Origin of the sequence: Microbacterium terricola, assembly GCF_027943945.1 — a bacterium.
GTDB classification, from domain to species: domain Bacteria; phylum Actinomycetota; class Actinomycetes; order Actinomycetales; family Microbacteriaceae; genus Microbacterium; species Microbacterium terricola.
This window is the reverse complement of record NZ_AP027141.1, coordinates 2,213,760-2,224,946: the sequence shown is the minus strand read 5'-3', so window position 1 is coordinate 2,224,946 and position 11,187 is coordinate 2,213,760. Positions and strand designations below refer to the sequence as shown.

The 11,187-nt window shown below is 71.2% G+C and carries 11 protein-coding genes; 5 read left to right on the top strand and 6 right to left on the bottom strand.

Annotated features, from left to right (window positions below; translation table 11 throughout):
• The first annotated feature begins 27 nt into the window (after positions 1-27).
• Complete coding sequence (locus Microterr_RS10490; protein ID WP_263797999.1) at positions 28-1,443, top strand: dihydrolipoyl dehydrogenase family protein; 1,416 nt, start codon at positions 28-30, stop codon at positions 1,441-1,443.
• A 191-nt stretch (positions 1,444-1,634) separates the two neighbouring features.
• On the opposite strand, the gene Microterr_RS10485 is transcribed toward Microterr_RS10490, so the two are convergent.
• The 4 genes from Microterr_RS10485 to Microterr_RS10470 form a co-directional block, all read right to left on the bottom strand.
• Complete coding sequence (locus Microterr_RS10485; protein ID WP_263798000.1) at positions 1,635-2,663, bottom strand: GmrSD restriction endonuclease domain-containing protein; 1,029 nt, start codon at positions 2,661-2,663, stop codon at positions 1,635-1,637.
• Positions 2,664-2,920: 257 nt separating this feature from the next.
• Positions 2,921-4,432, bottom strand: coding sequence for a SulP family inorganic anion transporter (locus Microterr_RS10480; RefSeq protein WP_263798001.1), 1,512 nt, complete (start codon positions 4,430-4,432; stop codon positions 2,921-2,923).
• Complete coding sequence (locus tag Microterr_RS10475; RefSeq protein ID WP_263798002.1) at positions 4,429-4,656, bottom strand: putative acetyltransferase; 228 nt, start codon at positions 4,654-4,656, stop codon at positions 4,429-4,431. The genes Microterr_RS10480 and Microterr_RS10475 overlap by 4 nt, the downstream gene beginning before the upstream one ends.
• Entirely contained in the window at positions 4,650-6,131 is a 1,482-nt protein-coding gene (locus Microterr_RS10470) for an SDR family oxidoreductase (RefSeq protein WP_263798003.1), read from the bottom strand. Before Microterr_RS10470 ends, Microterr_RS10475 begins: the two co-directional genes overlap by 7 nt.
• A 48-nt stretch (positions 6,132-6,179) precedes the next feature.
• On the opposite strand from Microterr_RS10470, the gene Microterr_RS10465 reads away from it, so the two are divergent.
• Both Microterr_RS10465 and Microterr_RS10460 read left to right on the top strand, forming a co-directional pair.
• Positions 6,180-6,590 (top strand): NUDIX hydrolase, encoded by a 411-nt coding sequence (locus tag Microterr_RS10465; protein ID WP_263798004.1) that lies wholly within the window; start codon positions 6,180-6,182, stop codon positions 6,588-6,590.
• Positions 6,587-7,180 (top strand): GyrI-like domain-containing protein, encoded by a 594-nt coding sequence (locus tag Microterr_RS10460; protein ID WP_263798005.1) that lies wholly within the window; start codon positions 6,587-6,589, stop codon positions 7,178-7,180. The genes Microterr_RS10465 and Microterr_RS10460 overlap by 4 nt, the downstream gene beginning before the upstream one ends.
• A gap of 6 nt (positions 7,181-7,186) precedes the next feature.
• Here Microterr_RS10460 and Microterr_RS10455 read toward each other — a convergent pair whose 3' ends face one another.
• Positions 7,187-8,266 carry a DNA polymerase IV gene (locus tag Microterr_RS10455; RefSeq protein ID WP_449843682.1) on the bottom strand — a complete coding sequence of 360 codons (1,080 nt, stop codon included), beginning with the start codon at positions 8,264-8,266 and terminating at the stop codon, positions 7,187-7,189.
• Positions 8,267-8,304: 38 nt separating this feature from the next.
• Positions 8,305-8,796, bottom strand: coding sequence for an FBP domain-containing protein (locus tag Microterr_RS10450; protein ID WP_263798006.1), 492 nt, complete (start codon positions 8,794-8,796; stop codon positions 8,305-8,307).
• Positions 8,797-8,931: 135 nt separating this feature from the next.
• Here Microterr_RS10450 and Microterr_RS10445 point away from each other — a divergent pair, with 135 nt between their 5' ends.
• Positions 8,932-9,504 carry a PadR family transcriptional regulator gene (locus Microterr_RS10445; RefSeq protein WP_404810185.1) on the top strand — a complete coding sequence of 191 codons (573 nt, stop codon included), beginning with the start codon at positions 8,932-8,934 and terminating at the stop codon, positions 9,502-9,504.
• A gap of 57 nt (positions 9,505-9,561) precedes the next feature.
• Complete coding sequence (locus tag Microterr_RS10440) at positions 9,562-11,187, top strand: ABC1 kinase family protein (protein WP_263798007.1); 1,626 nt, start codon at positions 9,562-9,564, stop codon at positions 11,185-11,187.

The window sequence follows — 11,187 nt, the reverse complement described above, 5'->3', positions numbered from 1 at the left end:
TCGTACGCCGCCCAGTACCGTGGGCGCATGAGCACACGCGAATACGACCTCATCGTCATCGGCGCAGGCCCCGTGGGCGAGAACGTCGCCGATCGCGCGGTCCAGGGCGGGCTCTCCGTCGTGATCGTCGAGAGCGAGCTGGTCGGCGGGGAGTGCTCGTACTGGGCCTGCATGCCGTCCAAGGCGCTGCTCCGCGCCGGTGCTGCGCTGCGCGCGGCGCGCGATGTCGACGGCGCCTGCCAGGCGGTCACCGGATCGGTCGATGTGGCCGCTGCGCTGCGCCGTCGTGACGGAATGGTGCACGACTGGAACGACTTGTCCCAGGTCCAGTGGCTGCAGAGCGCGGGGATCGATCTCGTGCGCGGGCACGGACGGATCACCGGCGAGCGCGAGGTGACCGTGGAGGACGCCGACGGCGGGAGGACGGAGCTCGTCGCGCGGCACGCCGTGGCCGTCTGCACCGGGTCGGCCGCCCTGCTGCCCGACATCCCCGGATTGAAGGATGCCGCCCCCTGGACCAGCCGTGATGCCACCGGCGTGCGCGAGGTGCCCGCATCGCTGGCGATCCTCGGCGGCGGCGTCGTCGGCGCCGAGATGGCGACGCTCTACGCCTCGTTCGGGTGTGCGGTGACGCTCATCGCCCGCTCCGGTCTGCTCGGGTCGGTCGACCCGTTCGCCGGTGAGGCTGTCGCCGCCGCGCTCGCCGAGGCGGGGGCCGATGTGCGCACGGGAGTCGGGGTGGAGCGCGTGGCGCGTGCGGGTGGTGAGGTCGTGCTCACGCTCTCGGACGGCGCGGAGGTGCGAGCGGCCGAGGTGCTCGTGGCGACCGGGCGCGTGCCGCGCACCGGCGAGCTGGGGCTCGACGCCGTCGGTCTCGCCGACGGCGACTGGCTCGAGGTCGACGACACGATGCGCGTGCGCGGGGTGAACTGGCTGTACGCGGTGGGCGACGTCAACCACCGCGCGCTCCTCACCCACCAGGGCAAGTACCAGGCCAGGGCGGCCGGCGACGTCATCGCCGCGCGGGCGACCGGCGCCGCGGTGGATGACGCGCCGTGGGGTGCGCACGTCGCGACCGCCGATCACTCGGCTGTCCCGCAGGTCGTGTTCAGCGATCCGGAGGTGGCGGCGGTCGGACACACCGAGACGTCCGCACGGGCGGCGGGCCTCAGCATCCGGGTCCTCGATCAGGATCTCTCCGCGATCGCGGGGTCGAGCACCCACGCCGATCACTACCGCGGCACCGCGCGGGCGATCGTCGACGACGACCGGCGGGTGCTGGTGGGGGCGACCTTCGTCGGACCGGATGTCGCCGAGCTGCTGCACGCGGCCACCATCGCGATCGTCGGCGAGGTGCCGATCGACCGGCTGTGGCACGCGGTGCCCTCGTACCCCACGATCAGCGAGGTGTGGCTGCGCTGGCTTGAGGCCTACGGCCGCTGAGCGTCACGGCTCCGCCGGGCACGGTCAGCAGGGGTCTGTCATCCGCGGCACGTCAGGCTCGGGCGCCGAGCCCGAGGGGCACCTGACACGCGGCCGAAACACCTGTTCTGGCGCACACAGGACGTTGGATGCTGCCGAGGTCCTGTGCCGGCCGGATCACCTGTTCTGAACCGCAGGGAACGGCGGCTCGGTCACTCGCAGCCCACTCCGTCGCCGTCACGGTCGAGCTTGCGCGAGTAGCCGGGATCTCCGGTGCGGATCGGCGCCGCGCCGGCTGTGCGCACGGCGTCGCAGTTGGCGTAGGTCACGGTCTCCGCATCGGGGTCGTCGGGGTCGCCGGCATCTGCATCCGGGGAGGCGGATGCTGCGGCCGCGAGTGTCGACGTGTACGCCACCTGTCCGGGGCAGACCGCGAGCACCCCCGCGATGGCATCGTGCTCGGCCTGGGTGACCCACAAGTGGTACGCCGCCTTCACGGACACCTGATGGGCGACGTACTCGCAGCGGAAGGCTTTCTGCGGCGGCAGCCACGAGGCGGCGTCGGAGCCGCCCTTCTGCGCGTTGGTGTGACCATCGACCGCGAACAGGTTGAGCGGGTCGTTCGCGAGGGCGACGCGCTCGGCCTGGCTCAGGCGCTGGGCGCCCTTCTGCCAGGAGTCGACGAGTGCGACGACATGGTCGATCTGCACGGCGGTCGAGGTCGTGTTGCCCCGCACGAAGTCGATCGTCGACCCGGTGTACGGGTCGTCGAGCGTTCCGCTGAGCACCCGACAGCCCGCCGGTCGGTCGATCTCAGTGAGGTCGCGAGCCAGGATGTCGTTGCGGGTGTCGCATCCATTGCGGTCGACGTCGATCCATGCCGTGCCGTACTGCGCCTCGCGCTCGTACCCCGTCTTCGGCGCCCGGCCCTTGACCGGCAGCGTCTCCAGCAGGGCCGCCGCCGTCCCGGGCTCGGGTGCGACGGCGGGCGCGCTCGGGGTGGCCGTTGCGGCAGGGGACCGCGTCGGGGAGGTCGACGCCTCGGGCGTGGCCTCGGGCGTGGCCTCGGCGCTGCGCGACGCCGTGGCGGACGGGCGGGCGGTGGGTGCAGCATCCGCATCCGGGGAGGTGCCGAGCACGATCCCGCCGGCGCTGCTGACGAGCACGGCGAGCGCGACGACCGCGAACCAGGCGGATTTCGGGAGTCGCCGGATCGCGGAGGCACGTCGCTGTCGCGTCATGCTCGCCTCTCGTTCTGTGCGCGCCGAAACTCCCGCCGAACAGGCGAAGGAGGAGTGCTCGCCGCCTCCGGGGGCAGGCGGCCAGCAACCCCCGAGCCTACGCGGGCAACCTGATCACGCGCCCTGGGCCACCTGCGTGGTGACTCCGAGATCACGTGATCTCGCTGAGCGCACACGTTGTCGCGCGCCCTATCGGGTGAGCTCGCCGACATCACGTGATCTCGCGGCCCCAGGGCAGAGCACGCCAGAAGCCGGGCTCAGACGCCGTCGTTCAGCTCGCCGGTGAGGCGCCGGTGGAACACCTTGGTCGCGTCGTTCATGCCGGTGAACTCCACTTCGGTGCCGCGCTGCGCGTACTTCGTGACGATGGCGTCGAGGGTCGCGACCGAGGAGGCGTCCCACACGTGCGACTGCGACATGTCGATGACGACTCTCGGCGGGTCGGCGGCGTACTCGAACTGGGTGGTCAGGTCGTTGCTCGAGGCGAAGAACAGCGGGCCGACCACGGCGTAACGGGCGGTGCCGCCGTCGAGCGTGCGGGTGACGGACGTGAAGTGCGCGACCCTGCGCGTGAAGAGGACCATGGCCGCGAGCACCCCCGCGATCACGCCGACCGCGAGGTTGTGCGTCCAGACGGTGCAGACGACGGTCACGAGCATGACCAGGATCTCGCTGACCGGCATGCGGCGGAGGGTCGACGGGCGGATGCTGTGCCAGTCGAACGTGGCGACCGACACGGCGATCATCACGGCCACGAGCGCCGCCATCGGGATGATCGCGACCACATCGCCCAGTGCGACGACGAGGATGAGCACGAACACCCCGGCCATGAAGGTGGAGATGCGCGTGCGGGCGCCCGACGTCTTCACGCCGATCATGGTCTGCCCGATCATCGCGCAGCCGCCGGTGCCGCCGAAGAACGCCGACGCGAGGTTCGCGACGCCGAGTCCCCAGGCCTCACGGGTCTTCCGGGAGTGGGTGTCGGTGATGTCGTCGACGAGCTTCGCGGTCATCAACGATTCGAGCAGGCCGACGAGCGCCACCGCGAGCGCGTAGGGCGCGATGATCTGCACCGTCTCCCAGGTCAGCGGCACGTGCGGGATGAGCAGCTCGGGCAGGCTCTGCGGCAGCTCGCCCTGGTCGCCCACGTTCGGCACCGAGATGCCGGCCAGGGCGACGACGGCGGTGAGCAGGACGACCGCCACGAGCGGCGCAGGCACGGCGCGGGTGAGCCGCGGCCAGAGGTACAGGATCGCGAGGCCGGCGACCACGAGTGCATAGACCGCCCACGGGACATCGATCAGCTGGGGCACCTGCGACAGGAAGATGAGGATCGCCAGCGCGTTGACGAAGCCGACCATCACGCTGCGCGGGATGAAGCGCATGAGCTTGGCCACACCCAGCACCGCAAGGACGATCTGGATGACGGCCGCGCACACGACGGTCACGATCAGGTAGTCCGGGCCGTACTCGCGGGCGAGCGGCGCGATCACCAGGGCGACGGCGCCCGCGGCCGCGGTGATCATCGCCGGCCGACCGCCCGTGAACGCGATGACGACAGCGAGGACGAACGACGAGAACAGCCCGACGCGCGGGTCGACGCCGGCCACGACCGAGAACGCGATGGCCTCGGGGATGAGGGCGATCGCGACGACCAGACCCGCCAGGACCTCACGGGTGAGCAGGCGGGGGCTGCGCAGCGCCTGCCGCACGGTCGGCTCGATCCGGTAGCGTGCGGCGCTCTCACCTGCGGAGGGGACGACGGTCACGGGTTCTCCTGAGCGGCGCCGCGCGCGCGGGGCGCGGGAGGGGGCGGGACTTCCTTCGCGGCGATGACGGCGCCGGTGGGGATGCGCTCGATGCCGCGCTTCCCGTCGACGACGAGGGTCGACTCGTCCGCGCTGAGCAGCTCGCCGAGGGCATCCGTCGCCTGGCCGGTGGGCAGCAGGTACCGCACGACGACCCGGCGGCCGGGTGCGGGCAGGTTCACCATGCGCCGGGCGCGTAGTCCTTGAGGAACACCCCGAACAGATCGTCGCCGGCCTCGCCGCGGACGATCGGGTCGTACACGCGGGCAGCGCCGTCGACGAGATCGAGCGGAGCGTGGAAGCCCTCCTCGGCCAGGCGCACCTTGGTGGGATGCGGGCGCTCGTCGGTGATCCACCCCGTGTCGACGCTCGTCATCAGGATGCCGTCGCTCTCGAACATCTCGCGGGCGCTCGTGCGGGTCAGCATGTTGACCGCCGCCTTGGCCATGTTGGTGTGCGGGTGCCCGGGTCCCTTGTAGCCGCGGTTGAACACGCCCTCCATCGCGCTGACGTTCACGATGTATGTCCGGCGGGCCTCGCTCGCGGCGAGCAGCGGACGCAGCTTCGAGATGAGGATGAACGGCGCGGTGGTGTTCGCGAGCTGCACCTCGAGCATCTCGAGCGGGTCGACCTCCTCGACGCGCTGCGTCCAGGAGTTGATGTGGTCGAGGTCGGGGATGAGGCCGCCCGCGTCGATCGCGGTGCCCGCGGCGAGGCGCTCGAGCGAACTCGACCCGGCAGACATGGCCTGCTCGGTCAGCTCATCGGCGCGCGCGGCCGCGGCGGCGAGGATCGGATGCGCCGACACCGACCGTTCGAGAGCCTGCGGATGCTGGTCGTTGGTGTGGCCGAAGGTCACCAGTTCAGGCAGCGGTCCGTTCGGCAGGGGCGCCAGCTCGGCGTCGACGAGCGGCTGGTACGCGCCGGGGGAGCGGCGGACGGTCTGCGTGGCGTTGTTGATGAGGATGTCGAGGCTGCCGGCCGATGCGACGTCCTCAGCCAGCCCGATCACCTGCGCCGGGTCGCGCAGATCGATGCCGACGATCTTGAGCCGGTCGATCCAGTCGGCGGCGTCGGGAAGGCTGCTGAACCGCCGCACCGCGTCGCGGGGGAACCGCGTCGTGATGGTCGTGTGGGCGCCGTCGCGCAGCAGGCGCAGCGCGATGTACATGCCGATCTTCGCCCGGCCGCCGGTGAGCAGCGCGCGCTTGCCGGTGAGATCGGTGCGGGCGTCGCGCTTGGCGTGGCTCATCGCCGCGCATGCGGGGCAGAGCTGGTGGTAGAACGCGTCGACGACCGTGTACGGCTGCTTGCAGATGTAGCAGCCGCGCGCCTTGATCAGGGTCCCGGCCGTCGGCGCGGTGGTGGCGGTGCTGATCGGGATGCCGCGTGTCTCATCGTCGATGCGGTCGGGGGCGCCCGTCGCGGTCGCCGCGACCACGGCGCGGTCCGCCTCGGCGATGGCCTCGCGGATCTCGCGCCGGCGCGCCTTCTTCACGGCCTTGAACATCTTCGCGGTGGCCTGGCGGACGGCCACGAAGTCGGGATGCGCCTCATCGAGGCCGGCCATGCCACCCAGGACCTTGAGGGTCACCGCAAGCTCCGCCGGGTCGATGCCGCTCGGCGGCAGGTCGGCAGGGGCAGCAGTCTCGGGAAGCACACACGATGGTACTTCGACCGGATGGACGGATGCTGTTAGCGTGCGACCGTGACCACTGCCCCCGCGTCGGCCGTTCCGCGCCGCATCCATGTGTCGGCGGCGGTCATCCTCGACGACGAGGGCCGGCTGCTCGTGGTCCGCAAGGCGGGGACCACCGCCTTCATGCAGCCTGGCGGGAAGCCCGAACCGGGCGAGGCGCCCGATGAGACGCTCAGCCGCGAACTGGCGGAGGAGCTCGGCCTCAGCGTCAGCCCGCACGACCTGCGACCGCTCGGCTCGTTCACTGCCGCCGCGGCGAACGAGCCCGGCTTCCTGGTCGTCGCCGACGTGTTCGCCGCCGACATCGGTGCGCAGAGCCCCGCCGTCGGCGCCGAGATCGTCGAGCTGCGATGGATCACCCGCGCTGATGCCGAGCACCTCGAGATCGCACCCCTGGCGCGGGAGAATTTCCTGCCATGAAGGTCGACCTCAAGAAGCAGCTGCCCTGGTACACCGCCCGTCGAGGTGACTTCGAGGTCGTCGACGTGCCCCCGCAGCGGTATCTGATGGTCGACGGCCACGGCGACCCGAACACGCCCGCCTACGCCGACGCCGTGTCGACGATCTTCGGCGTCGCGTACAAGCTGAAGTTCCTCAGCAAGCGCGAGCTCGACCGCGACTACGTCGTCATGCCGCTGGAGGCCCTGTGGTGGTCGGACGACATGGCGACCTTCACGAGCGCGCGCGACAAGTCACGATGGGACTGGACCGCACTGAACCTGGTCCCCGAGTGGATCACCGACGAGCTGTTCGAGCGGGCGCTCGCCGCCGCGACGGTCGCCGCTCCACTGCGGCTCGAGAGCCTGGCGGAGGGGCGCTGCGTGCAGACGCTGCACGTCGGGCCCTTCGACGAGGAGGGCCCCGTCCTCGCCGCCATGCATGACGAGTTCATCCCCGGCCACGGGCTGCGGATGACCGGCCGGCACCACGAGATCTACCTCAGCGACATCCGCCGCACCGATCCGGCGAGGCTCCGCACCATCCTGCGGCAGCCGGTCGGCGAGGGGTGAGCAGCCTCACCATCCGCCCCGCGTGGGGGTGTGGCCCTGTCTGGCCTCGTCGGGCATCTCCATCTCGGCGCGCACCCCGAGCAGCCGCAGCGGCCGATCGGGCTCGATCCGGTCGACGAGCCGCATGATCTCGGCCGTGACGGTCTCCCGGTCGAACGTGGTCGCGATCTTGTGCACGAACGACTTCGTCACGAACGGGGCGTAGCGCACCTTCAGCCCGACCGCGACGACCGGCCGCCCCTCTCTGACCACGTCGCCGAGCACCTGCGCGCTGAGCTCGCGCGCGGCACGCTCGATCTCGGCCCGCTCGGTCAGATCGCGCTGGAATGTGGTCTCCCTGCTGTGCCCGCGCGCGACCCATGGGGTGTCATCGACCTCGGCGGTCCCGTCGCCGCGGCCGAGCTGGCGGTACCAGAGCCCCATCTTCGGCCCGAACTCCGTGACGAGCGAGGCCTCGTCGGCGTCGGCGAGTTCGGCGACCGATCGGATGCCGAGGTCCGCGAGCCGCTTCGAGATCTTGCTGCCGACACCCCACAGGTCGCGCGTGGGCCGCTCGCCCATGACGGCGAGCCAGTTCTCGGCGGTCAGGCGGAACACGCCCCGCGGCTTGCCGAAGTCGGTGGCGTTCTTCGCCCGGATGAGCGTGTCGCCCACGCCGACGCTGCAGTGCAGGTCGGTGCGCGCCAGTACGGCCGCCTGGATCGCGCGGGCATTCCGTTCCGGGTCGTCGGTGCGCACTCCCACGAACGCCTCGTCCCACCCGAGCACCTGCACCACCGCGCCGGGCTGCGCCCGCAGGGTGGCCATCACCTCGTCGGAGGCCGCCGTGTACGCGGGGGCGTCGACCGGCAGGAGCACGGCATCCGGGATCTTGCGCGCGGCGATGCGCAGCGGCATTCCCGACCCGACGCCGAACTCCCGCGCCTCGTACGACGCGGTCGACACGACGGCCCGCTCGGTGGGATCGCCGCGCCCGCCCACGATCACCGGCTTGCCTGCGAGTTCGGGGCGGCGCAGGATCTCGACCGCCGCGATGAACTGGTCGAGGTCGACGTGCAGCACCCACGGGCGCGCCTGATCGCTCACGCGTCCAGTGTGCCTGCTGCCTCGGGTGCGGTCGAGGCTCAGGCGTCGCCGCGGACGTCCCGCGCGAAGTTCGCGACGTTCTCGCGGAGCATCTCGATGCGCCGGTCGCGGGCCGCCTCGCGGTCGAACCCGAGATACGCCGACGGCGGGAGCTTGCGCACGTTCTGCGAGCACTCGAAGCCCTCGCAGATGAGGGAGCCGATCACGTCGCCGCGCCGGCCGGCGTCACCCGCCCGCTTGGTCGTGTAGAGCACGACCTCGTTGGGCAGATGGATGTCGGAGCACCAGGAGCACTGCGGCCGGGTGCGCGTGCGGGTGTCGGCCTGACGCATGAGCAGCCCGACCGGCTCGCCGTCGAGGTCGAGCACGACGTAGCCGATGCCCTGGTACTTCGGATCGCGCCAGCCGAGGAAGTCGAGGCGGTCCCAGGCGATCTCATCGAAATCGGCGGGGAGCGTCAGGTTCTTGCGCTCGCTCCGGGAGGCGTTGAGGAAGGACGCCCGGATCTGGGTGTCGGTGAGAGGTCGCATGTGCGCGCTTTCTGTGCAAACTTCGCCAGTCTACGCCGCCGGTTCGCCTGTGGGGGGGGTGACGTTGGGCGCGTAACGATATATCGTTGAGTATCGCCGAGCCCTCCGAAGCGACCCGGCGAACAGGAGGTCATCATGACTGGTTCGAACACGGGCGATTGGTTCGGGATGGGCGCGCGCGGCGCGGGCCAGAGCGGGCCGGGCGCCGGACTCTGGGATGCGGTCGAGCAGCTGCGCGGCATGTTCGAGCAGAAGGTCGGCGCTCCGCGGATGGCGCGTGGTGACGTCCGCGCCGCGGTGCTGGCGCTGCTGGCGGAGAAGCCGATGCACGGCTACCAGATCATCCACGAGATCGAGGAGCGCAGCGACGGCGCCTGGAAGCCGAGTCCCGGCTCCGTGTACCCCACTCTGCAGCTGCTCGCCGACGAGGGGCTGATCAGCGCCGAGGAGTCGGCCGGACGGAAGACGTACTCGCTGACCGACGCCGGTCGCGCGGAGGCCGCCGCGGCCGAGGACCGCTCCGCGCCGTGGGAGACCTCGGGTGCAGGACGCGACGCCCGGCACGGCGAGCTGCCGAAGGCCGGGATGAAGCTCGCGCAGGCAACCGCTCAGGTCGCGCGCGGCGGATCGCCGGAGCAGGCGCGGCAGGCCGTCGAGGTGCTCGACGAGGCGCGCCGCAAGATCTACTCGATCCTCGCCCAGGACTGACCGCTGTCGTCTTCGCGCGCCCGCTACCGCCGGATCCTGCGCTTCGCCGCCAGGTACATGGTGCAGGCATGGTGGTTCGAGCTGTTCCTCCCGCGCATCGGCCTCGCCAGGCTCGCTGCGCGGGGTCGCAGCGCGCGACTGCATGGCATCGCCCGCAGCTTCCACACGCTCGCGGTGTCGCTCGGCGGGCTGATGATCAAGGTGGGCCAGTTCATGTCGTCGCGGCTCGACGTGCTCCCGCCGGAGATCACGAAGGAGCTGGAGGGGCTCCAGGACGAGGTGCCTGCCGTCGACTTCGCAGCGATCCGCGAGCTCGCCGAGCGCGAGCTCGGCCTGCCGCTCGATCGGGCCTTCGCGTCGGTCGATCCCGTGCCGGTGGCAGCGGCATCCCTCGGTCAGGCGCATCGCGCCCGGCTGGTCGACGCCGATGCGGCTGAGACCGGATTCGCCGACGTCGTGGTGAAGGTGCAGCGGCCGGGGATCGACGAGATCGTCGCCGTCGACCTCGCCGCACTGCGGAAGGTCGCCGTCTGGCTCAGCCGGGTGCGCGTGGTGGCGGAGCACGTCGACCTGCCTGGTCTGGTCGAGGAGTTCGCCGACACCAGCAGCGACGAGATCGACTACCTGCACGAGGCGCGCAACGCCGAGCGCTTCCGGGAGGCCTTCGCGGACGACCCGCGGGTGGACGCTCCCGAGATCGCGTGGGAGCGCACGACCCGCCGGGTGCTGACCCTGCAGGACGTCACGGCGATCAAGATCAATGACGTCGACGGTCTGCGTGCAGCGGGCATCGACCCGTCGGAGGTGGCCACCGAGTTCGCCTCCGTGATGTTCGACCAGCTGTTCACCGGCGGGTTCTTCCACGCCGACCCCCACCCTGGCAACATCTTCGTCACGCCCACAGACCCGCCCGTGCCCGACGGCGAGCGGGCATGGCGGCTGACCTTCATCGACTTCGGGATGATGGGCGAAGTGCCGGACGGGCTGCGGCGAGGGCTCCGGCAGCTGATCATCGCGGTCGCCGCGCGGGATGGGAAGCGCCTGGTCGACAGCATCCGCGATGTCGGCGTCCTGCTCCCCTCCGCCGACACCGCCGAGCTGGAGCGGGCGATGACGGCGCTGTTCGCCCGGTTCGGCGGGATGGGCTTCGCCGAACTGCAGCAGGTGGACCCGCGCGAGTTCCGGGACTTCGCGACCGAGTTCGGCGACCTCGTCCGCACGATGCCCTTCCAGCTGCCGGAGAACTTCCTGCTCATCGTGCGAGCCATCTCGCTGACGTCGGGCATGTGCAGCGGACTCGACCCCGACTTCAACATCTGGGATGCGGTCGAGCCCTACGCCGCAGGGCTCCTCCGTGACGAGCGGGGCAACGTCGTGCAGGCGTTCGCGAAGGAGGCGCTGGATGTGGCCGGCATCGCCGTGCGGCTCCCGCGCCGAATGGACGATGCGCTCACACGGCTCGAGAACGGCCGGGTCGCGGTCGAGAACCCTCGGCTGGAGCGCCGGGTGTCGCTGCTCGAGCGGACCGCGCGCAGGGTGATCTCGGCGGTGCTGTTCGCCGGGCTGTTCATCGGCGGGGCGGTGCTGCGTCCGGACGAGCCGGTGCTCGGCACCATCCTGATGGTCACGTCGCTCGCGCCGCTGCTGCACGCCCTCTTCGCGGGCGCGGCCGGCCGTCGATAG

What these genes read in the sequence shown, in the direction of transcription:
- Microterr_RS10475 (WP_263798002.1), bottom strand. Translation starts at nt 4,656, where the DNA reads ATGGTGAACCTGCCCGCACCCGGCCGCCGGGTCGTCGTGCGGTACCTG.
- Microterr_RS10445 (WP_404810185.1), top strand. Translation starts at nt 8,932, where the DNA reads ATGACTGGTTCGAACACGGGCGATTGGTTCGGGATGGGCGCGCGCGGC.
- Microterr_RS10450 (WP_263798006.1), bottom strand. Translation starts at nt 8,796, where the DNA reads ATGCGACCTCTCACCGACACCCAGATCCGGGCGTCCTTCCTCAACGCC.
- Microterr_RS10440 (WP_263798007.1), top strand. Translation starts at nt 9,562, where the DNA reads ATGGTGCAGGCATGGTGGTTCGAGCTGTTCCTCCCGCGCATCGGCCTC.
- Microterr_RS10460 (WP_263798005.1), top strand. Translation starts at nt 6,587, where the DNA reads ATGAAGGTCGACCTCAAGAAGCAGCTGCCCTGGTACACCGCCCGTCGA.
- Microterr_RS10490 (WP_263797999.1), top strand. Translation starts at nt 28, where the DNA reads ATGAGCACACGCGAATACGACCTCATCGTCATCGGCGCAGGCCCCGTG.
- Microterr_RS10485 (WP_263798000.1), bottom strand. Translation starts at nt 2,663, where the DNA reads ATGACGCGACAGCGACGTGCCTCCGCGATCCGGCGACTCCCGAAATCC.